The sequence below is a fragment of the Phocaeicola faecium genome (assembly GCF_014837055.1).
Lineage (GTDB): Bacteria > Bacteroidota > Bacteroidia > Bacteroidales > Bacteroidaceae > Phocaeicola > Phocaeicola gallinarum.
In genome coordinates this window covers 25,428-48,953 of sequence record NZ_JACSPQ010000053.1, presented here as the reverse complement: position 1 = coordinate 48,953, position 23,526 = coordinate 25,428, and the positions used below count along the sequence as shown (strand labels likewise).

Below are 23,526 nucleotides of genomic sequence, written 5' to 3'. Positions count from 1 at the left end.
GTGAGTAGCAGAAATGTTACACTCACCCGTCGATTTTTTTTGAATTATTTTTTGATTACCGTACCTGCATCCTGATTAATGGCTGAAGCTAAGGTGATTATAACCCGGCTGACGCCTGCTTCGACGGCAGAAAAAGAGTTTTCTAATTTCGGAATCATTCCGCCTTGTATCACACCCTCTACTACGTATTGCCGGAACAGTTCGGGGGTAATGACTGGGATTACGCTGTCGTCATCATCGGCATCGCGCAATACGCCTTTCTTTTCGAAGCAATAAACCAATGTAACATCGAACAGCTTGGCAAGGGCTTTGGCTGTTTCGCCTGCAATGGTATCTGCGTTGGTGTTAAGCATATTGCCTTTACCGTCGTGAGTGAGCGGCGCCATCACCGGAACAATGTTCTGATGAATCAGCGAAGCAAGCATTTCGCCGTTTACTGCTTCCACATCTCCCACAAAACCATAATCCACATCCTTTACCGGGCGTTTTACCGAACGGATAACATTTAAGTCGGCACCCGTCAGTCCGATGGCATTTACTCCCTTAGCCTGCAATCCGGCAACGATGTTTTTATTGACCAGTCCGCCATAAACCATCGTTACTACCTTTAAGGTTTCGGCATCGGTGATACGGCGACCGTTTACCATTTGGCTCTCTATGCCTAATTGGGCAGCCAGCTTGGTAGCCGAACGTCCTCCGCCGTGTACAAGCAGCTTGTAACCCGGCAGAGCGGAAAAGTTGTCTAACAGTTGGTTAAGCGTATCTGCTTCTTCCACTATTTTTCCGCCTACTTTTATTATAGTCAGTTTCTCCATGTGCTTTACATTAGCAGATTATTCCAAATAAGTATATCCGTAAAGTCCCGAACGGTAATTGGCCAAGAACTCTTTTCCTTCTTCCAAAGAGATTTTGCCTTCTTTCACCGACTTCGTAACCCATGTTTCCAGTGTGCGCACTAACTTCTTGGGATTATATTGTACGTAATCCAATACCTCGGCAACTGTTTCTCCGTCGATGACTTGATCGATGGTATAGCCTTTTTCGTTTACGCTGACGTGAACGGCATTGGTATCGCCAAACAGGTTGTGCATATCTCCCAATATTTCCTGATAAGCCCCAACAAGGAATACACCGATATAGTAAGACTCTTTTGCCTTGATGGTATGTACCGGAAGGTCGTGAGATACGTTTCGGGTAGAAACGAAGTTTGCAATCTTTCCGTCCGAGTCGCAAGTTATATCCTGCAAGGTGGCTGTACGGTCGGGACGCTCGTCTAAACGCTGTATCGGCATAATGGGGAATATTTGGTCAATAGCCCATGAATCCGGCAGCGACTGGAAGAGCGAGAAATTACAGAAATATTTGTCAGCTAACAGCTTGTCTAAATTACGGAACTCATCGGGTGCATGTTTTAATCCGGATGCAATCTGATTGATTTCCCGCGTAACCGACCAATACATCCGTTCGATTTGAGCACGTGTCTTGAGGTCTACAATTCCGTGGCTGAACAAATCCAACGACTCTTCGCGAATCTGCTGTGCGTCATGCCATGCTTCCAGCATACGGCTTTGGTTCAGGTTGTCCCAGATTTGATAAAGCTCCTGTACCAATTCGTGGGCATCCGGACTCACTTCAAAGTCCTCGTCCATCTCAGGCAGGGAAGCCGTTTCAAGCACCTCGAATATCAGTACCGAGTGGTGTGCCGTAAGCGAACGTCCGCTTTCAGTAATAATATTCGGATGCGGAATGTTATTCTTGTTGCTTGCGTCTACCATGATAGAGATGGAGTCGTTGACATATTCTTGGATGGAATAGTTTACGCTGCTTTCGCTGTACGACGAGCGTGTACCGTCATAATCCACACCCAAACCTCCGCCAATGTCGACAAACTCAACAGGGAAGCCCAACTGATAAAGTTGCACGTAAAATTGAGATGCCTCGCGCAAAGCCGTTTTGATGCGACGTATTTTGGTTACCTGACTGCCGATATGGAAATGAATCAACTTCAAGCAATCCCGCATTTCTTTCTTTTCCAAGAAATCAAGCGCTTCGAGCAGTTCACTCGATGTCAGTCCGAACTTGCTTGCGTCTCCACCGCTCTCTTCCCATTTTCCGCTGCCCGATGAAGCCAGCTTGATACGGATACCGATATTGGGGCGGACATTCAACTGTTTTGCCATCTTGGCAATCAGACGGAGTTCGTTCAGCTTTTCTACCACAAGGAAAATACGCTTTCCCATCTTCTGAGCCAGTAAAGCAAGCTCAATGTAACTTTCATCCTTATATCCGTTGCAGATAATCAGCGAATCAGAGTCGGTATTAATCGCTATGACTGCATGAAGTTCCGGTTTCGACCCTGCTTCCAGTCCCAGATTAAATTTTTTTCCGTGGCTGATTATCTCTTCTACTACGGGCTGCATTTGGTTCACCTTAATCGGATAAATGATAAAGTTTTCGCCTCCATAGCCATATTCTTTGGCAGCCAAATCAAAACAGTTCGATATTTTTTCGATTCGATTGTCCAAAATGTCCGGGAAACGTACCAGCATAGGAGCTGTCACGTCTCTTAATTGCAGTTCATCGACCAGTTCTTTCAGGTCGACAGCTACGCCGTCTTTACGCGGAGTTACTACTACATGACCTTTGTCATTAATACCAAAGTACGAAACACCCCACCCCGTAATGTTGTAGAGTTCTTCAGAATCTTCAATACGCCATTTTCTCATTTCACAACATAAAAATTCAAATTAATATTTGGATTTACGATAACAACTCTTTCAGTCGGCGGACAGATTCGCTTATCTGCTCCCGATTTTCCAATTTCTCGCCGTTAAAGCGAAAGTGCGCCTGTTCATAAAAAGGCAAACGTCTTTTCAAAGTAGAAATAATTGTATCCATCAGTTCTTCGTCGGTTTTGTTTGCCAACAGCGGGCGTTTGGCTTTTGCGACTTTCAGTCGGCGGAACAAGACATCGGGATGCACATCCAAGAACACCGTGTCGCCGGCAGCATTCATATACTCCATGTTATCGAAAAAACAGGGAGTTCCTCCTCCGCAAGCTATCACCGTATCCTCAAATTCACCTGCTTCGTGAAGCATTTTCCGTTCCAGTTCCCGGAAACCGGCTTCACCTTGTTTGGCGAACAAATCACTGATAGATTGATGCATACGTTCTTCAATGTACCAATCCAAATCGATGAAAGCCAATTCGTTCTCGCGGGCGTATGCTTTTCCCAACGTAGTTTTGCCCGAACCCATATAACCGATTAAAAAGATACGTTTCATTTTTTCTTCTTTGTTGCCTTCGTCGCTTTTGCCACAGCTTTGGGTTTACGGATTTCTTCTTTGCTTTTTTGCAGTTCGATTAACTTCAGGCAAGCCTCCGCATCCAAGTTGTTGGCATCGAATTCGGCCGGTATCTTGTAATTAGCTTTTTGATAACTGATATAAGGGCCGAAACGTCCGTTCAATACCTTCAGGTCAGGATAATCTGCAAATTCATGGATTACCTTTTTAGCATCCATCTCGATTTTCTTCTGAATCAGTTCTTGAGCCTCTTCCAATGTAACGCTCATCGGGTCAACATCTTTCGGGATGGAAGCAAATTTATTGTCGTAACGGATGTACGGTCCAAACTTGCCGATACCTACGCTGATGGGTTTTCCTTCCCATTCGCCCAATGTACGCGGAAGTTTAAACAAGTCGAGCGCCTCTTCCAGCGTAATGGTCTCCATCGAAAATTCCTTTCTCAGCGGAGCAAAACGCGGTTTTTCATCTTCTCCCACAGCTCCTACCTGAACCACGGGCCCGAAACGTCCTATCTTAACCGACACTTGTCGCCCGCTTACAGGGTCTGTCCCTAAAATGCGTTCGCCTTTCGCCTTACTGGTATTTGCTTCTTTCGTATCAGTAACCAGCGGATGGAAATCATCATAGAAATGTTCCATCATGTTGGTCCAAGTACATTCACCTTCGGCAACTTCATCGAACTCTTTCTCTACTTTCGCCGTGAAATTATAATCCATAATCATCGGGAAGTATTCCATCAGAAAGTCGTTGACTACGATACCCACATCGGTAGGCATCAGTTTGTTCTTTTCGCTTCCGGTAACCTCGGTGCGTGTTGTTTCCGTTATATTGTCGCCGGTGAGTTGCAGTACCTCGTAAGAACGCTGCACTCCTTCGCGGCTTCCTTTTACTACATAATCGCGGTTTTGTATCGTAGAGATGGTGGGCGCGTAAGTAGACGGACGCCCGATGCCTAATTCCTCTAACTTGCGAACCAAGCTGGCCTCGGTATAGCGTGAGGGGGGCTGAGAAAAACGCTGAGTAGCCGTAATGTCTTTCCGTGTCAGCATTTCTCCTATTTCTATATGAGGAAGCAGACGGCTTTCGTCCTCCTGTTCACTGTCTTCATCGTACGATTCTTTATATACACGCAAGAAACCGTCGAAGATAACGATTTCACCCGTAGCCGTAAATTTGTTTGTCTGTCCGCTGATAGAAATCGTAGCCGTTGTTTTTTCCAACTCGGCATCCGACATTTGTGAAGCCAACGTACGCTTCCATATCAAATTATATAGATACACTTCCTGCCATGTGCCTTCGATGGTTTCGTTCGACATATAAGTGGGTCGGATTGCCTCGTGAGCTTCCTGTGCCCCTTTGGTCTTCGTAGCAAACTGCCGGGTGTGTACATATTTCTCTCCCATCAGCTCCAGTATGGTCGTGCGGCTGGAGTCTAACGCCAGCTCTGAAAGATTTACAGAGTCGGTACGCATGTACGTAATCAATCCGTTTTCGTACAAACGCTGGGCAATAGACATGGTTTGTGCCACCGTAAATCCCAATTTACGCGCAGCCTCTTGCTGGAGGGTAGAGGTGGTAAACGGCGGTGCCGGAGATTTCTTTATCGGTCGGGTAACAATATCTTCTATCGTAAATTGAGCATTTTTACAACTGTCAAGAAACTGTTGCGCTTCTTCTTTAGTCTTAAAACGCTGATTTAATTCCGTTTTTATTTCAGCCCCTTCTGCATTGGTAAATACAGCCGTTACGCGGTATGACGGTTCGCTGACGAAAGCATGTACCTCTCGCTCTCGTTCTACGATTAAACGTACGGCAACCGACTGCACACGTCCGGCAGATAAAGCCGGTTTGATTTTTCTCCACAACACGGGCGACAATTCAAACCCCACGATACGGTCGAGCACGCGCCGCGCCTGCTGCGCATTAACCAAATCAATGTTTATTTCGCGCGGATGCTTGATTGCATATTTGATCGCATTCGGAGTAATTTCGTGGAATACAATACGTTTGGTTTTCTCCGGAGTCAGTCCGAGAACTTCATACAAATGCCATGATATAGCTTCTCCCTCGCGGTCTTCATCGGAAGCCAACCAAACCATATCCGCTTTATCTGCTTCAGCCTTCAGTTTTTTCACAATCGCTTCTTTGTCCGCCGGTATTTCGTAAAGCGGTTCAAAATGGTTTTTAATATCTACGCTGAGATCAGATTTTTTCAAGTCGCGTATATGCCCGTAGCTCGAAAGCACTTTATAGCCTTCGCCTAAAAACTTTTCAATAGTTTTTGCCTTTGCCGGAGATTCGACTATTACAAGATTATTTTGCATAATATTAATGTATTCCCTTTAATTTGTGGCAAATGTATAAAAAAAGCAGAAACATACCTTATATTTCTGCTCTTTCTTAAAATTTGTTTGAATTTTACCGCCAAACAGTCATAATATACCGGTCAATCTGACCTCGAACAACCTTGAAAAAACACAACGTTTTGTTTTTTTATTTCATGCGGATAAACTCACCTGTTCTATTCGGAGAACTCAACCTCTTTTCGAATAGAATTTTCTCAGGCTTTAAAAGAGAAAAAGTTTTCCAAAATTTGTGAGTATCGGAAAAATGACTTACCTTTGCACCGCAATTAAGCGAAACAGTTGCCCAGATGGCGGAATCGGTAGACGCGCTGGTCTCAAACACCAGTGGAGTAACATCCATCCCGGTTCGACCCCGGGTCTGGGTACTTCAAACCCTTGATAATCAAATGATTATCAAGGGTTTTTCTTTTTATCGGGCGTACTAAAAGTGTACTTCCTGACGAAAAGAAAAAGAAAGAGTACTTTCGCCGTTTTAGCAACCTTATATTTATGCTTTATTAACAAAGATGCTGCATATTTCTTCCTTTCTCCTGCTTTTGTTTGCTTTGAAAACGGTATCCATCACTTATCTTTGTAACCCAAACCGATTTTAATGCACAACGTATATGGAAGATTTCAGAGAAACCAACTTCAAAAAGATACAGCAGTTACTTGATAAATGTGTTGCCCATGAATACGGGATGAAAACTAATGCGCTTGCCTTAAAGCGTGAATACCTGACGGAAGCGCAAATGAATGACTACATCCGGCAAGAAATTTTCAACGTGACCGAGAACCTTGTATCCCTATGCCAAAAGAACCGTGCCCTGCACAATATACGTTTTGACATACTGATGCCGGACTTCCTTTGGGAAAGCGGTTTCTTCGAGAATCTCTCTTTTGACGAGCGGAAAAAATATATTTCGTTCCAATGTTCTTCTTTTGATATGGACAAATACCTGCAATCTTCCACTTGCTATGATGAGCAGCTTCCGTTCTTTTCTTCCATTGTGCGCCTTGTCATGCAGACCCAATATCTGGAATACCTCCAACAATCGGAGGACGCCAGTCATGCCTCTGTTCCTTTGGATGAGAAATCAGAAGAACAGCCAAAAGAAGAAGAGAAGGCACAGCCTGAGCCGACCAAGATAGTCGGGAAATCCAATCCATTCAAATCAGTCCTTACAACGCAACAAATCAAACTGTTGGTCGAATGTATCAACGAAGCGCACATATTCACCACGACAATCACCCCGAAAATCCTTTCGGACTTCTTCGCCTGCAAACTGAACGGGGTATTGAAGTCCAACAACAACCGCTTGCTGGCTTATCTGATGATGCAGCTTAGCTACTACAACTATATCGCTTATGAGTGGCAGTCCGTCATAGCCAACAACAAGCTGGTACTTGCCAAGATAAAAGACAAATACCTCACACGCAGCGACTTGTCGAGCGCGACAGACAACGTGAAGTGCATCTACCCGAAAGGATACGAAATCATAGACAAATACATCAAGCAACTGCAAAAAGGTTGAGCATAGTCTGAGCGGTCAAACAAAGCTCAATTAGACTTCATTTCCAAGCCTTTAACTTTGCCCCCGTTAACAAAACGATGCGGCATGTCGGCATAGGTCAAAACAGAAATATTTCACGTGAGTTACCCGTAACTTATGTGTTGATGTTTTGGAGGATGCCGATTTTTGCTCCATCAAAAATAAAACGAGGGTGCGCACCTTCATATTGTTTCACCAAAAAGTTTCAAGCAATATGGAAAAAACTTTGGAAATGCGAGTGGAAGAACTCGAAAGAATGTTGTTCCTAACCAAGAACGTGCTTAGCTTTGATGAAGCGAGCACATTCCTCAACCTGTCCAAAAGTTACCTTTACAAGCTGACTTCGGGCAATCTGATTCCCCATTACAAGCCGCAGGGGAAGATGCTTTATTTTGAGAAGTCCGAACTGGAAGCATGGCTCCGCCAGAATCCGGTAAAGACCAAAACGCAGATAGAGCAGGAAGCGCAGAAGTATGTTCTCAACCGTTCCTTAAAGAAGTAAAGCCCATGGAAAACAAGAAAAGCACGGAGGCTAAAGGGGACACCATCATGAATAAGGAAGAATTTGCTGCCCTTTGGAAAAGCATCCGCCTGAAAGTGACGGACACTTACGATGTGCCGCCTGAAATCCTTTGGGTAAACGGCTCCACCATCGGGACGCTGGGCAACTTCAGCGCCTCCACAGGCAAGGCGAAAAGCAAGAAGACGTTCAACATCTCCGCCATCGTTGCAGCGGCACTGACCAATGACGAGGTGCTGCACTATTCGGCGTGCCTGCCTCCGGACAAACGGAAAATCCTTTATGTGGACACCGAACAGAGCAGGTACCATTGCCACAAGGTGATGGAACGCATCCTGCGGCTTGCCGGACTGCCGACCGACCAGGACAGGGACGACTTTGTTTTCATCGTGCTCAGGGAACAGACCCCTGACATGCGGAAGCGGATTATCGAGTATATGCTGGAGAACATGCCCGAAGTGGGGCTGCTCATCATTGACGGCATCCGTGACCTGATGTATGACATCAACAGCCCCAGCGAATCGACCGACCTGATTAACCTGCTCATGCGCTGGTCAAGCGGATACAACCTGCACATTCATACCGTGCTGCATCTGAACAAGGGGGATGACAATACGAGGGGACATATCGGCACGGAACTGAACAACAAGGCGGAAACCGTCCTGCAAATAACCAAGAGCACGCAGGACGGGAACATCAGCGAGGTAAAGGCGGCACATATACGCGACCGGGACTTCGAGCCTTTCGCCTTCCGCATCAACGACAGCGCATTGCCCGAAGTCGTGGACGGCTATGTATTCCAGCAGCCCAAGCAGGAAAAAAGTTTCCCGCTTACGGAACTGACTGAACAGCAGCACCGCACGGCGTTGGAAAACGGTTTCGGCAAGCGCACCGTGCAGGGCTATTCCAACGTCATACAGGCGTTGAAGCAGGGCTATGCAAGCATCGGCTACGAGCGGGGACGCAATGTCCTCGTGGCATTGAACACGTTCCTCGTGAACAAGCGTATGATTGTAAAGGAAGGAAAGGGATACCGTTACAATCCCGATTTTCACTACTAAAACAGGTTTGGTTTAGTTCGGACATATATATAAGGGGAACAGACTTCCTGTTTCCCGTCACTCCCGGCAATCAAGTCCGGTACAGTACGGGCGTATATATGAAGGTCTAAACCGGACTGGTACACTTCCCAATTATTCATCATCCACTAAAAAGTTTGCATTATGAACATTGAAGAAGCAAAGAAAATACCCATCACCGATTACCTGCACAGTCTGGGATATTCACCCGTCAAGCAGCAGGGAGCGAATCTATGGTACAAATCGCCACTGAGGGAGGAACATGAAGCATCCTTTAAAGTAAACACAGAACGGGAACAATGGTATGACTTCGGGGCTGGCAAAGGCGGCAACATCATCGCACTGGCACAGGAACTTTACTGTTCCGACCATCTGCCGTACCTCTTAAACCGGATAGCAGAACAGGCACAGCATGTCCGCCCGGTCAGTTTTTCTTTTCGGCAGCAAAGGTCGGCACCGAGTTTTCAACATTTGGAAGTCCGTGACCTCACCCATCCGGCATTGCTCCGTTACTTGCAGGGGCGTGGCATTGACCTTACACTGGCAAAAAGAGAATGCAGGGAACTGCGTTTCACTCATGACGGCAAGCCCTACTTCGCCATCGGTTTCCCGAATGTGGCTGGCGGCTACGAGGTGCGCAACTCCTTTTTCAAAGGCTGCATCGCCCCGAAAGACATCACCCATATCCAGCAACAGGGCGAACCGAGGGAGAAGTGCCTGGTGTTCGAAGGCTTCATGGATTATCTTTCATTCCTCACGCTAAGGACAAAGAACTGCCCTGTCATGCCCAACCTTGACAGGCAGGATTACGTCATACTCAACTCCACCGCCAATGTACAGAAAGCCATTGACGCATTGGGGCAGTATGAACGCATCCACTGCCTGCTCGACAATGACGGGGCAGGCATCCGGGCAACGCAAGCCATCACAGCGGAATACTCCTATCGGGTACGGGATTTCTCGCACAATTACCGGGAATATTCCGACCTGAACGATTACCTGTGCGGCAGGAAGCAGGAACAGAAAAACGGACAGAAACTGCTGCTAAGGCAGAAGAAAGGCAGGGGAATCTAACCCGGCGGAGATAGACACTGTGAGCAACGGGCAGACGTTTCTTAGGGGAAGCAAGGTTATGTTTCGGTAGACCGAAACCGCCTTGCTTTGCTCCCCGCAAAGGAAACCGCTCCCGTCGGTCGCAATTTTCAAGACAACTTCCAAAGACAAAAATGTATGACAGATACAAGGAACAAATCAGGCGGTCGTCCGGCAAAGAACCGGATAGACAAGCAAAGACGTGTGGTCAGCACGAAGCTGACCGAGTTGCAGTATTACGCCGTTAGGAAGCGGGCATCAGAAGCCGGGCTGCGTGTCAGCGAGTATGTGCGGCAGGCTGTCGTGTCGGCAGAGATAACGCCCCGGCTGAACAGGCAGGATACGGACATCCTCCGCAAACTGGCAGGCGAAGCGAACAACATCAACCAGCTGGCGCACCGGGCAAATGCCGGAGGCTTTGCGAAAGTGGCGGTCGAACTGGTGAAACTTAAGAACAGGATAGTGGAAATCATAAGCCATTTGTCGGATGATTGGAAAAATAAGGAAAGGAAGCGGGTTTAAGGGCTGTGTGGACTACGTGCTGGGCAAGCAGCAGGCGGTCTTGCTCCATGCAGACGGAGTACTGGCGGAAAGCAGGCAGGACATCATCCGCTGCTTCTGCGCACAAGCCTCCATGAATCCCCGTCTGGGCAAGCCAGTCGGACATATCGCGCTGAGCTATTCGGTAAACGATGCGCCCAAGCTGACGGACGAGAAGATGATACAACTTGCGCAAGAGTATATGCGCGAGATGAAAATCACCGATACGCAGTACATCATCGTGCGCCACCAAGACAGGGAGCATCCGCATGTGCATATCGTGTTCAATCGCATAGACAACAACGGCAAGACCATCTCGGACAGGAACGACATGTACCGCAACGAGCAGGTGTGCAAGAAGCTGAAAGCCAAGCACGGGCTATACTTCGCCAAAGGCAAGGAACTGGTTAAGCGGCATCGCCTGAAAGAGCCGGACAAGTCGAAATACGAGATTTACACGGCTGTGAGGAATGAAATCGGCAAGTCCAAAAGTTGGCGGCAGTTACAGGAGCGGCTGGCAGAAAAGGGCATCGGCATCCGCTTCAAGTATAAAGGGCGTACAGACGAGGTGCAGGGCATCTCCTTCACCAAAGGTGCCTATACGTTCAAAGGTTCGGAAATAGACCGCAATTTCAGCTTCTCCAAACTGGATAAGCATTTCGGGAACGCAGGAATGGATACCGTAGAAAATAGCCAGCAGATAGTTTCCGCACCTATTTTGGAGCCTGAGCAAACACCGCAAAGGAACGACAGCCCTTCAATGGGCGGCTTGTTCAGCTTGTTCGATGTTTCGCCGTCTGCTCCATCGGACGAAGAAATTGACTGGAGTCTGAGAAAAAAGAAGAAGAAAAAGAAAAGACAACTTAAACTGTAAACGGATATGGAAGAAAATTTGATTTTAGAGGGGCTTCTCTCCATGGTCACGGAACTGAAGGAGAAGCAGGAAGCGCAGGTGACGCCAGCCGGACGCGAGGAAACCCTTTCCCGACTGGAGGCTATAGAACGGGCATTGTCTGAGTTACGCAGGAACCCGGCGGTTCCCGAAAAAGAGTTGCAAGACATCCTGACCCGGCTTGCCGAACTGCGGAAATCAGGACAGGAACAACGGCAATCTTTCGGGGAGGTCAAGAATTATGTAGTAGCCACTTTCGGCTGTCTCAAGGAAATGCTGGAAACAATGAAGCGGTACCATGATGAGCGCATGGCAGAAAAAGAAGAAGCCAAACCCGTACCGTTTCATCGGCGGATTTACAACAAAGTAACTTCTTTGGTACGCCCGAAGCTATTCCTCTTTTCGGCAGGTCTGATTGTCTGTGCCACGTCCCTGTTCCTGAATGTCCGTCTGGCTGAACGGATGGGGCAGTTGCAGGACAACGACATGAAATACCGTTATCTGCTGATGCAGGGACAAGCGGACGGCAATACCCTTGAAAGACTGGAGAATAAGTTCAAGTGGCAGCGGGACGAGCGTTTTATCCGCAACCTGACGGATTCGGTACTAGATTTTGAGGAACGTTGCCGCAGGCAGGCGGAAGCCTTGGAACGGGCAAAGCTGCTTAATGAGCAGGCTGAGCAGTTGAAAAAGGAAGCTGATAGGTTAGGAAATCAGTAAATAGCAAAAAGCCGAGGTGAAGGATAAGTCCCATAACTTCGGCTTTTGAGTTTAATAGTTATACGTAATTCAAACAGACTATTTTTTTTAGACAAGCCTTGACCATCGTCAAGGTTTATATGATATTTTTCACGAAAAAAGAAAAGTGAAATCTTATTGTTAAGATTTTATTTTATATTTGCGCCGCTTGAAAGGAAAACAAATATATGTAGAACAAAAAACTACTTTTTATGGCAAACCTATCAAAAGAAGGCAATATTCAACATAAACTTGGATTTGCCGGGTTACTCATCACATTGGGTATTGTTTTTGGTGACATTGGAACATCGCCACTCTATGTTATGAAAGCCATCATTCATACTGGAGAAGCTCTTGATGAAAATTATGTTTTAGGCGCATTGTCTTGTATCATATGGACGCTTACTCTTCAGACTACGGTGAAATATGTGCTGGTGGCTCTCCGTGCCGACAATAACGGGGAGGGTGGCATACTTGCGCTTTATGCCCTTTTACGCCGCCACAGAAGAAGGTGGATTTACATCATTGCCATTATCGGTGCGAGCACTTTGCTTGCTGATGGTATTATCACTCCAGCCATTACGGTCACAACTGCCATAGAAGGACTTGAAAGTATCAGTCCGCATCTGCCTGTGATTCCTATTACACTGACCATTATTACCATTATATTTTTCGTTCAGCGTTTTGGTACAGAAAATATAGGACGGTCATTTGGCATATTTATGCTACTTTGGTTCCTGCTTCTTGGAATCGCCGGAGCTATCAGTCTGACTTCCTATCCTCAAGTATTCAAGGCATTCAATCCTTACTATGCCATACGGTTATTAGTGGAATCCCCCCACTGGTTTCTGATATTGGGTGCCGTTTTCTTGTGTACCACTGGTGCAGAAGCCTTATACTCTGATTTAGGGCACTGTGGCAGACGAAATATTACGGTCAGTTGGATATTTGTAAAGGTGATGCTTATTCTAAATTATTTGGGGCAAGGAGCGTGGGTATTGCATCATCCGGAAAGTGCAGAAGGTACAGTGAACCCATTTTATTCAATCATGCCACAAGAAATACTGTTGTTTTCCATAGCAATGGCTACCGGGGCAGCTATTGTTGCGAGCCAAGCTCTAATAAGCGGTTCATTTTCCATATTGAGTGAAGCTATGAACTTGAATTTCTGGCCTCGTATGCGTATTAAGCACCCTACCAACGTAAAAGGTCAGTCATTTATTCCAATGGTAAACCTTGTAATGTATATTGGAGTAATATTTACTATATTGTTGTTTCGAGATTCCACCCACATGGAAGCCGCTTATGGACTTGCCATAACTATTACAATGTTGATGACAACATTGTTGTTGGGATTCTATTTGCATATGCATAACATTCCACGCATTCTATCAATACTGTTTGTCGGCGGATATTGTGTTATTGAAGGTATTTTCCTTGCTGCAAACCTGTCCAAATTTATGGTCGGAGGTTGGTTTACGCTGTTAATAGGTGGATTATTATGTTTTATCATGTTTGTATGGGTAAGTGCCAACAAAATTCGTCGAAAACATATGTCTTCCAAACGGTTAAGTGAATACTACAACATTATTTCTGATATTAAGGCGGACGAAAGCATATCCAAATATGCTTCTAATCTTGTCTATGTGAATCATGCACACAAAGAAGGTTGTGTGGACGATAAATTGTTGTATTCCATAATTAATAAGCAGCCTAAACGGGCAGATCATTATTGGCTTATTAACCTTGAATTTGTGGATACACCAGACACACTTGAATATAATTGTTCCACATTAATAAAAGGGACATTGTTTAGTATAACCATGCGTATAGGTTTTCGTATAGAACCGCGCGTGAGCCTTTATTTACGACAAGTAGTTGATGACCTTGTTGCGGATGGTGAAGTAGAACTAACAAGCTCTTATCCTTCATTGCATAAGAATGGCATACCGGGTGATTTTCGCTTTATTATTATCCACCGGATATATTATCCTGAAGATTCCCGTAACCGCCGACAAAATTTGCTGATGAGCCTTTATGCCTTAATTAGAAAGATAGGCATTGGAGAACCGAGTGCGTTGGGGCTTGACACATCGGTTGTTGTTGTCGAGCGTGTACCGTTAATTATAGCTAATAGGGCAAAACATATTCGTCGTATAGAGCGGATTAAGCCTGAAAAATGCGATAATGATGCTAATATAGTCTTGGAAGAACAGAATGTATCATAAGTGACTTGCTATAATTATCGTCTGCATTTACGGTTTAGTTCTGTCTTTTGTATATACATCCAAACTAACCTAAACCTATTCTTGTTGGCAGTAATAAACGTGCTGGCGAAAAGAGAAAGAATGGCTTTCCTTCTTTTCGCCAGTAGTGTTTTTTATTGCTAATAGTTTGCAGTTGAAATGAACTTCTTAATTTCCTCTTCAGTGGGAAGTTCTATCATATACTTTTGCACGAAGATGTTCGGGTCTAATCCGGCAGTGGCGTATTTTACCAACGTGTCGCCCTTCTCGGTGCAAAGCAGGATGCCGACAGGCGGATTGTCGTCGGGTTGCATCACTTCCGCCTTGAAGTAGTTAAGATATAGGTTCAGTTGCGAAGCGTACTCATGGCGGAACTTGTCTATCTTCAATTCCACGATGACATGGCATTTCAAAATGCGGTGGTAAAACACGAGGTCGGCAAAGAAATAATCCCCGTCTATCAGGATTCTCTTTTGGCGTGCTTCGAAGCAGAAGCCATGCCCCATTTCCAACAGGAAGCGTTGCAGGTTGTCCAGAATGGATTGCTCCAAGTCGTTTTCCGTTACCAAAGCACGGTCGTTCAATCCCAAGAACTCCAACGTAACGGGCGTGTTAATAATGTCTTTGGGCTGCAGCGGCATGGCTTGCCGCTGCACCAAGGCAGACAAGGTTTCCTTATTTTGGGATAATCCGCTGCGTTCGTAATAGAGGGAATTGATTTGCCGCTCCAATTCCTTTACTGACCAGCAGCCCCGAATGGCTTCCATTTCGTAGAAAGCACGTTTTACAGGGTTATCAATGGGTGAAATTACATTCAAATGGGTAGAGGATAGGCGGCTAAATAACTTTTCGGGTGGGGTAATCCATTTGTTTTGAGCCGATTGAATGTATTGAGAAGATTCGGCGGTTGGCGACCGCCGAATTGGGTCTGCAAATTCGGCGGACAGTGTGTGCCGAATTTCGCTTCCTGCCAATATGTATTGTGCGATAGGCTCTTTCAGTTGCGGATAAACGAGGTACAACCGCCGGAACTCACGAAACCTGCGCTCGTTCAGTCCTTTGACATTCAACCGCTGTTCCAGTTTCTTCAACAGTTGTTCGCCGTATGCGGCACGGTCTTCACCGTTTTGCTCAAACTCCACGATATAGCAGCCCATGAGCCAATTGCGGGCAGTCAGGGCGAGGTTTACAGCGTGTGCGGCTTGCGCCTGCAACGTGCTTTGTATCGTGCTGATATGTTTTACTAATGCTTCAAAGTCCATAATTGCAAAGGTAAGTCTTTTATGGTTAAAACTTTAATTCCGGCAGGCTGTTTATCGCCTCCTCTTTCAATTTATCCACCGCACGGGTGTATTTCTCCGTATGTTTCAGTCCGCTATGCCCGAGCAGGCTGGCAACCGTCTTGATGTTCGCCCCATTGTTGAGGATATTCACGGCGAATGAGTGACGGGCGCAATGCCAGCTTATGTGCTTATCTATCCCGGCTCTTTTCACCCAACGCTTGACGGATTTGCAGCAACTTTCATACGAAGGCAGGTTGAAGATGAGAGCGTCTTTGTTACCGTCTGCCGGCGGTTCTCCCACAAGCGAAAGAAGACCGTCATTGAGCGGAATGACCACACCGCTACTGGCGGAATGACCTTTGGTCTTGTTCTGCTCAAATTTTAGCAGCTTATTAGCGTAGTCGATATTCTTATAGGTAAGGTCTTTCACATCACAGAAGCGCAAGCCACAATACAGGCAAAAGATAAACGCACGCCTTACGTTGGGGTTCTCGTTGTCATAATGACACGCAATCAACCGCTGGATTTCTTCCGGCGAAAGCACGTCCTTGCGTAGTATCTGGCTATCCGCCTTGCAGGTAACGCCTTTGCAGGGGTCTTTCAGCATCACATCGTGGTCAATCGCATAGTGGATAACCTTCTTGAAACGCTGGAAGATGCTTTTAGCCCCTTCGCCCACGCTCCGGGATTGCAGATAAGCTACGAACTGTTCCATCATGTCCTTCGTGATAAGTTCCGGCTTGATGCCGAACTCGTGCATCGGGTAATGCTCCTTCAAAAAGTCCTTGAAACGGCTTAGGGCGATTTGCACCATCCGAATGTCTTTCTTGGTATAGTCATTGATATAGGCTTGAAAATAATCCAAGAAATTCACGTTCCGGTCTTTTTTCAGGCGATAGCCCAACATACTTTCCTTAAACTCCTGTTCACGTTCGGCACGTATTTTTACAGCAAGCTCCAGTGTTTCCTTGTTCTGCTGGCGTTCCGCAGGGGTACGTGGCTTCTCTATCAGATACAGGCTGAGGTTCTCTTTTCGCCTGTGATGCTTGATAGCGAACTTCGGCTTTCCCCGCATCTTACCGCTTTCATAATACACCTGATTACCGTTTTCATCCAATACAGGCTTTTCCTCTCTACCCAAATAATACTCCAGATACAAACTAATTCTGCCGTCCGACAGCCTGTTTTGCTCCAATTTAGGGTTTTCTTTCGTTTTATTTTCTAACTTTGCCATTGTTTAGAGGTTTTATCCCGATTTAGGTACCATAACCGGGTGATTACGCTAAATAATTGATTTTCTTTTGTTTTCCGATATTGCAAAGGTACAAAAGAAAATGGAATTTCAAAGTGTACTAAAAGTGTACTTAATGACGAAAAATGGGCAAAATATGGCAAAAATAGAGAAAATAAGAAAGATGCAAATAATTGATAATAAGGAAGATAAATTCTTTTATTTTCCTATGATTTCTATGCCTTGTACCGGGTCTGGGTACGAAGAAATCGGCTAAGCATGTTTTCATGTTTAGCCGATTTTTCTTTATAATAAGTCAGAATTTTCTTGGGCTGACCCAAATAAATGCAATATCTTTGAGATTGAAAAACAGTATAGGAATATGCACAAGAAAATCATCATTACCATGCTGCTTGCTCTGACTGTAATGTTAACGCAGGCACAACCCATAAAGGTGGAGTATGAATATCGGACAAAGACTTTACCTGAACTCATGCAGCAATATTTTCAGATGCAGAATGTTCAACATTTGCGTGTAACCTTGAAAGGTGATTTTAACGGAAAGCGTGCGAAGCTGAAGAAAGTGACTTGCAGTAACGGCGCATTTAGCGAACAAGAATTGCTTCCTGAGTTTGTTCACTTTCTGCTTGTTGATAGCATCGAATCTCTTGACTTTATGGCCGTTCCTTATGGAAAGGACAGCTTACATATCTGTTGTTTCTATCCGGCAAGCAATAATCAGCCCATTTTTAATGATACGGTGCGCATGGATAACATGAAAATCTTAATGGAAACATTTACTCCCGGAGATAGTAACGATATCCCTGTCATGGCTTATACCGCTGGTATTCCGATTCAGAACGGAATTTGGTTTTGCGGCTTGCGTGATTCGGGAGTTGAGCCAAGAAAATGGTTTGAAAAGTATGGTATAGACGGTTATGTATTTTATACCATCAGATTAGAGGAAGATACTCCTCCGGATGATAAGATGCCTGTCTATGTAAAAATAGCTAAGAAGGATGCCGACGGCGTTCGGGAGTAGAGGCCGTCAGGATATTTCTTAGATTAGCAAGTGTGCGGAAACATGATGGAGAGGCGCACAGAACGCGAATAAAAATGACATAAATCAAGAAATTAAACATAGTGTTCTTGGTACACTTATTCGTGTTAACTTTGCGCGAAAATAGAGAATGGAGTCATGAAAAAAAGTTTGTTGGCACTTGCTTCCGGTACGTTGGGACTGGGTATTGCGGAGTTTGTTATGATGGGAATCCTTCCTAATGTGGCGCATGATTTAGGGGTGAGTATCCCTACGGCCGGACATTTTATTTCGGCGTATGCTATTGGTGTGTGTGTGGGAGCGCCGTTGATGGTGGTTGTGGCACGTACGCGCCCGCTGAAACAAATTCTGCTGGGCTTGGTCGCTGTTTATTTTGTAGGAAACCTGTGTGCGGCGTTTTCGCAAGGTTATTGGAGTTTGTTGCTCATGCGGTTTGTTTCTGGTCTGCCTCATGGTGCATTTTTTGGCGTGGGGTCTATCGTTGCAGAAAGAGTGGCGGATAAGGGAAAAGAGTCGTTGGCGGTATCAATGATGATTGCCGGCATGACGGTTGCCAATCTGTTCGGAGTACCTTTCGGAACGATGCTCAGCAATCTGGTTTCGTGGCGTTTTCCGTTCCTGTTCAATGCGGGATGGGGACTGCTGATATTCTACTTGATTTATAAATGGGTTCCTTCGCTTCCTGCCTTGCCCGACGTGGGACTGAAAGGTCAGTTCCGCTTCTTGAAAAAATTGGCTCCGTGGCTTATCATTCTGACTACGATGTTTGGCAACGGCGGAATCTTCTGTTGGTTCAGTTATGTTACTCCCCAAATGATACACGAGGCGGGATTTGCTGCTTCACATATTACGTTGATTATGGTGCTTGCAGGGTTGGGGATGACGATTGGTAATCTGGTGGGCGGTAAGTGTGGCGACTTGTACGGACTGGCTCCTGTTATTCGTTTTACGCAGGTGTTGATGCTTGTTTCTTTGCTCGGTACGTTTTTCTTTGCATCTGTTCCGTGGCTGTCTGTATTGCTCATGTTTATCGGTACAGCATGTTTGTTTGCCGTATCTTCTCCTCAACAGTTATTGTTGCTTCAAAACTCGCGGGGCAGCGAGATGATGGGTGCTGCGTGTGTGCAGATAGCCTTTAATCTTGGCAATGCCGTAGGAGCGTATTTGGGCGGATTGCCTGTTGAGGCAGGTTTAGGTTATCGTTATCCGGCATTGGTGGGCGTTTTTGTCGTATTGCTGGGTTTGCTTTCGGTTTCCATTTATTTAAAACGCGAGCGCATGATGAAGCGGATATAGACTTAGAGCTAAATTTAAACTGGCTCTTGAAGGCTCTATGAACTGTAAAAAACTTTATGTTCTCGTAGGGGAGCGTTTAATATTTATGTACATTTGCGTAACAAATCTGATGCTTTTCCCTATGAAACGACATATCTTGTTTCTTATATATATTCTTTTTACCGGATGCTTGACGGCATACGCTTTGTCTGCCGATACGTTTTTTTCACGTTATAATTTTCGCTTTATTACCGAAGCCGAGGGACTTCCGAATAACTGCGTTACTGCCATTTTAAAAGATTCGAAAGGTTATGTATGGATGGCTACGCAGGGTGGAGTAGGACGCTATGATGGATATCGGTTCCTGACATATACGGCGCGTGGAGAAACAGATGCTTTAAAGAGTAATTATGTTTACTCGCTCTGTGAAGATGGTTGCGGCAGGCTTTGGATTGGTTCGGAAGGAGGGTTGGACTGGATGGATGTGGCTACGTGTCGGTTGGTTAGTCTTGATATCTCGGCTTTTCCCGAATTGAAATCCTTGTGCCGGTCTTATATCCGTACGCTGTATTGCTCACGCAATGGTGATGTGTGGGTGGTTTCCGACCGTGCCTTATGGTGTATCGAGTTGGATGCTAAAGGTGAGGTAAGCAATTATTTCCGGTTGATGAATCCCGAGAACGAGGGCATTTCGGAAATGACCGATACGGAAGCGGGTGTATGTGCCGGCATCGGGAACCGGCTATATCGTTTTGTAAAGGCAGACAATCATCAGATAAATAAGGTGCTGATACCTCAGGTAGAGCCTTTCAGTGAAGATTGGCGTATCTCTTGTTTACAGTCCGACGGTGATTTTTTGTGGATGGGGAGTAACCGGGGACTGTTTCGGTATGATCATCGTTCGGGTGAAGTAAAGCGTTATCGCTATTCCACTCACCGTTCCGGCATGTTGAGTCAGGCGTATATCACAGATATTCATCTGACCGACGAAGGAAGTGTAATTGTAGCTACGCTGAACGGACTCAATGTTTATGACCGTTCTACCGATACTTTCCATTTTATCCGCCGCACTACCGAGCGGGATAATTCGACCATCAACAGCAATGCGATAAACTGTCTTTATGCCGAAGGCGAGAATATTTGGGCGGGAACGCGCGATGAGGGTGTCGACCTGTTGTACAGGAAACGGCTTCGCATTGATGTTTGGGATTATATTCCTGCCACGTCTGCCGCACAAAGGAAAGTGGAGATTAGTGCCATAGCCGAAGACCATGAAGGCAACTTGTGGATAGGGACGGTAGAAGACGGCTTGTATCGAAAAGAATTGGAAAGTGAAGACGCTACCCATTATACGTACATTCCCGGCAGCAGGACGTCGATAAGCAGCAATAGCATAAAGGGATTGCTGATAGACAGCGATAATCATCTTTGGGCATATACATGGGGTGTGGGTATCACGGAACTTGACCTGAATCGTCCGGGTAACCGGGTTTTCCGACAGTATTTTTGGGAAGACAATATCGGGTTGGAGAGCGATTTCATCCTCAGTGCGGTAGAAGACAGAATGAATCAGGGAATTTGGTTTGGTTCTGTAAGAGGACTTATATTTTATGATAAGCGTAAGAAGTCGTTTCAGCGGATTACTTTCGACTTGAGCGATAACGAGTTTGATGCGATAAATGCGTTGCTGATTGACCGGAAAAGTCGTTTGTGGGTGGGTACAACCGAAGGTGTGTTTGTTGTCGATTTAGCTTCGTTTGCGCAGTCGCGCCAGCGCTTCAGTTATACTTATCTGAAGTATCGTCTTACCGACAAACATACCACTCAGTTAGAGAAGATAAACGCCTTGTATCAAGATAGCCGGGGTATTATTTGGTTAGGAGGAAACGGTACGGGACTGTATCGCTTGGTTTCGGATGCAGACGGGCATTTTGAGTTTGAGAATCTGACCGTTCGCAACGGCTTGCCCGACAATGTTGTCTTAGGATTGGCGGAAGATAACGAAGGTCATCTATGGATTTCTACCGACAACGGAATAGCGCACATGGATGTTGGAACGTATACGTTCATGAATTACTCACAGGCAGACGGATTATCAGGAAAAGGGTTTGCAGCCAATGCGTTTTGTCATTCTGCGGTTAAACCGTTGATTTATGGGGGAAAGGAACATAAGTTACTGGCAATTCATTCAGACACATCAGACACTGTGACCGCAAATATGCCTATCAAAATAGCTGCTTATCGTCTTGCCAAGTCAAAGAGTTGGTCGTTTACCGATGAAGACGAAGCCATCCGTTATCATGAAAGCAATGGGACATTGGCTCTAAATCTGACCACACAAGATTACGGATACAGCGATTGTATTCGTTTTGGTTATTATCTGGAAGGATACGATGAAGATTGGCGGGAGACACTTGCCGGTGAGTCGTCACTGACTTATGTATCTCTGCCTCCGGGACATTATGTGTTACATCTGAAAGCTACTGACCGCGACGGGCATTGGACGGATAAAGAAATGGCTGTTACTGTTCGGGTAGTACCTTATTTTTATAAATCGGTTTGGTTTTGGGGAATTATCTTCCTGCTTCTGTGCGGGGGAAGTTACGGATATTACCGTTACAAGGTGCGTCTTTTGCGGCGCAGGCAGGTACGGTTGGAGGAATTGGTCTCGGAACGTACGCACGAACTGGAAGTGCAGAACCGACAGTTGGAGGTCATGGCGCGCCGAATGGAAGAAGTGACTGCCGAGAAAATTGCTTTCTTCACCAATATGGCACATGAATTCCGTACGCCGGTTACCTTGATACAAGGGCCGTTGGAGCAGGCATTGGAGCGAACGAAAGACGAGCAGACAAGGAAACAACTGGAAATTGCGGGGAGAAGTTCGCGGCAACTTCTTGCTTTGGTAAATGAATTGATGGATTTCAGAAAGCTGGATGAAGAACAGACACGCTTTAATCCGAAGCCGCTCCGGTTGTCGGCTTTTTTGGAAGATAGTCTGTCTCCGTTCCAAGCATTTGCAGCCGAACGTAATATTTCTTTCAATGTGTATACTCGCCTTACTTCGCCGGTTATTGAGGCAGATGCAGGATATTTGAATCGGATTGTATCGAATTTAATGTCGAATGCCGTGAAATATACTCCTGCGGGCGGACGGATTACGGTCTGGGTGGCGCTCTTGAATTCCGGCAAAGCTGGGTATAAATTGTATTTTGCGGTCAGTGATACAGGAAACGGTATTCCTCCCGAAGATTTGGAACGTATATTTTCCCGTTTCTATCAGTCGCCCGGTACGGTGAAATATGCGGCAGCCGGACAAGGCAGTACGGGCATCGGACTTTACGTGTGTAAACGTATTGTTGAAATGCAGGGCGGAACTATTTATGCGAAAAATAACCGGACAGGTGGGGCTTCGTTCCGTTTGTTGTTACCCATTGGTTTGTCGCACATCGTGCCTCCCTGTGTCAAAGAAGAATGTATCAGGCAGGAGGAAGCTGCTTGTGAACCGTTGTCCGACGAAACACTGTTGTTAGTGGATGATAATAAAGACATGCGTACTTACATTCGTTCGCTTTTAGAGAAGGATTATTTAATACTGGAGGCAGCAAACGGAGTTGAGGCATTGCAACTTATCCGTAGCCGAAAGGTCGACCTGATTATAAGCGATTTGTTGATGCCGGGCATGGATGGGATAGAATTATCCCGTCAGGTAAAAGAAAATCTTTCCACCAGCCATATTCCTTTCTTGATGCTTACCGCAGTAAATTCACTGGAAAAAGAAAAGATTAGCTATTCGATAGGAGTCGATGAGTATCTTTGTAAGCCGTTTGATGCTGAAGTCTTAAAGGTGCGTGTGCGGAATATCCTGAATTTGCGCCGTCGGTATAAGGAACGTTTTGCTGTGTCGGCCGATATGGGTGAATTAGGCTTGCAAGAAGACTCGCGTGATAAAATGTTTATGCAGCGGGCAATCGACTTTATGAAGCAGAATTATGCCGATGCAGAATACGACCTTGAGCGGTTTGTTCACGATATGGGGTATAGTAAGACGTTGGTTAATCAGAAACTGCAAGACCTGACAGGGCAGTCAATCGGACAGTTTATGAAGACTTACCGTCTGAACGTTTCCCGTCAGTTACTGGTAGGAGAGGGGCTGGACATGAATATTTCTGAGATAGCGTATGCGGTAGGATTTAATGACCCGAAGTATTTCACAAAGTGTTTCAAACGGCAGTTCGGGATGCTTCCCAGCGCATTGCGTGACATAAAACCCGAGGGGGCGAACAGTGAAAATATTCCCGATTCTGAGGCATAAAAAATTCTACCCATAGCGTAAGTGAATCCTATGGGTAGAATGGGGTAA

The 23,526-nt window shown here is 45.7% G+C and carries 17 protein-coding genes and 1 tRNA gene; 12 read left to right on the top strand and 6 right to left on the bottom strand.

The features are described 5' to 3' along the window. Positions 1-44: 44 nt before the first annotated feature. From argB to topA, 4 genes are read right to left on the bottom strand one after another with little or no spacing between them, the layout of a single operon-like run. Positions 45-815: an acetylglutamate kinase gene (gene argB, locus H9626_RS13905; RefSeq protein WP_191710860.1), complete on the bottom strand. Its 771-nt coding sequence runs from the start codon at positions 813-815 to the stop codon at positions 45-47. 18 nt (positions 816-833) lie between these two features. Then, on the bottom strand, positions 834-2,726 hold the full coding sequence (gene speA, locus H9626_RS13900; protein WP_178256245.1) for a biosynthetic arginine decarboxylase: 1,893 nt from the start codon (positions 2,724-2,726) through the stop codon (positions 834-836). 34 nt (positions 2,727-2,760) lie between these two features. Beyond that, on the bottom strand, positions 2,761-3,285 hold the full coding sequence (locus H9626_RS13895; RefSeq protein WP_178256244.1) for a shikimate kinase: 525 nt from the start codon (positions 3,283-3,285) through the stop codon (positions 2,761-2,763). Continuing rightward, positions 3,282-5,633, bottom strand: a complete 2,352-nt coding sequence (gene topA, locus H9626_RS13890; RefSeq protein WP_178256243.1) for a type I DNA topoisomerase — start codon at positions 5,631-5,633, stop codon at positions 3,282-3,284. The genes H9626_RS13895 and topA overlap by 4 nt, the downstream gene beginning before the upstream one ends. A 323-nt stretch (positions 5,634-5,956) precedes the next feature. On the opposite strand from topA, the gene H9626_RS13885 reads away from it, so the two are divergent. The 9 genes from H9626_RS13885 (at position 5,957) to H9626_RS13845 (ending at position 14,296) form a co-directional block, all read left to right on the top strand. After that, a tRNA-Leu gene (locus H9626_RS13885) sits at positions 5,957-6,040 on the top strand. Between the two features lie 240 nt (positions 6,041-6,280). Further along, the gene (locus H9626_RS13880) at positions 6,281-7,189 is read left to right on the top strand and encodes a hypothetical protein (RefSeq protein WP_191710859.1); all 909 of its coding nucleotides are present in this window, start codon (positions 6,281-6,283) and stop codon (positions 7,187-7,189) included. 232 nt (positions 7,190-7,421) lie between these two features. Next, a complete protein-coding gene (locus H9626_RS13875) occupies positions 7,422-7,709 on the top strand; it encodes a helix-turn-helix domain-containing protein (protein ID WP_191710858.1) in 288 nt (95 codons plus the stop codon). 5 nt (positions 7,710-7,714) lie between these two features. Further along, positions 7,715-8,788 (top strand): AAA family ATPase, encoded by a 1,074-nt coding sequence (locus H9626_RS13870; protein ID WP_191710857.1) that lies wholly within the window; start codon positions 7,715-7,717, stop codon positions 8,786-8,788. A 162-nt stretch (positions 8,789-8,950) separates the two neighbouring features. Next, entirely contained in the window at positions 8,951-9,880 is a 930-nt protein-coding gene (locus H9626_RS13865; protein ID WP_191710856.1) for a toprim domain-containing protein, read from the top strand. A gap of 156 nt (positions 9,881-10,036) precedes the next feature. After that, positions 10,037-10,420: a MobC family plasmid mobilization relaxosome protein gene (locus H9626_RS13860; protein WP_022456182.1), complete on the top strand. Its 384-nt coding sequence runs from the start codon at positions 10,037-10,039 to the stop codon at positions 10,418-10,420. Next, positions 10,386-11,312, top strand: coding sequence for a relaxase/mobilization nuclease domain-containing protein (locus H9626_RS13855; RefSeq protein WP_071148005.1), 927 nt, complete (start codon positions 10,386-10,388; stop codon positions 11,310-11,312). Before H9626_RS13860 ends, H9626_RS13855 begins: the two co-directional genes overlap by 35 nt. A 6-nt stretch (positions 11,313-11,318) precedes the next feature. Next, positions 11,319-12,050 (top strand): hypothetical protein, encoded by a 732-nt coding sequence (locus H9626_RS13850; protein ID WP_071148004.1) that lies wholly within the window; start codon positions 11,319-11,321, stop codon positions 12,048-12,050. 230 nt (positions 12,051-12,280) lie between these two features. Continuing rightward, positions 12,281-14,296, top strand: coding sequence for a KUP/HAK/KT family potassium transporter (locus H9626_RS13845; protein ID WP_191710855.1), 2,016 nt, complete (start codon positions 12,281-12,283; stop codon positions 14,294-14,296). A gap of 158 nt (positions 14,297-14,454) precedes the next feature. On the opposite strand, the gene H9626_RS13840 is transcribed toward H9626_RS13845, so the two are convergent. Next, positions 14,455-15,576, bottom strand: coding sequence for a PDDEXK nuclease domain-containing protein (locus H9626_RS13840; RefSeq protein ID WP_191710854.1), 1,122 nt, complete (start codon positions 15,574-15,576; stop codon positions 14,455-14,457). Positions 15,577-15,601: 25 nt separating this feature from the next. Then, the gene (locus tag H9626_RS13835) at positions 15,602-16,831 is read right to left on the bottom strand and encodes a site-specific integrase (protein ID WP_191710853.1); all 1,230 of its coding nucleotides are present in this window, start codon (positions 16,829-16,831) and stop codon (positions 15,602-15,604) included. A 379-nt stretch (positions 16,832-17,210) separates the two neighbouring features. On the opposite strand from H9626_RS13835, the gene H9626_RS13830 reads away from it, so the two are divergent. From H9626_RS13830 to H9626_RS13820, 3 genes are all read left to right on the top strand, one after another. Beyond that, on the top strand, positions 17,211-17,870 hold the full coding sequence (locus H9626_RS13830) for a hypothetical protein (protein ID WP_191710852.1): 660 nt from the start codon (positions 17,211-17,213) through the stop codon (positions 17,868-17,870). A 156-nt stretch (positions 17,871-18,026) separates the two neighbouring features. Further along, a complete protein-coding gene (gene araJ / locus H9626_RS13825; RefSeq protein ID WP_178257200.1) occupies positions 18,027-19,184 on the top strand; it encodes an MFS transporter AraJ in 1,158 nt (385 codons plus the stop codon). A gap of 121 nt (positions 19,185-19,305) precedes the next feature. Further along, positions 19,306-23,478, top strand: a complete 4,173-nt coding sequence (locus H9626_RS13820; RefSeq protein ID WP_191710851.1) for a hybrid sensor histidine kinase/response regulator transcription factor — start codon at positions 19,306-19,308, stop codon at positions 23,476-23,478. Positions 23,479-23,526 lie beyond the last annotated feature (48 nt).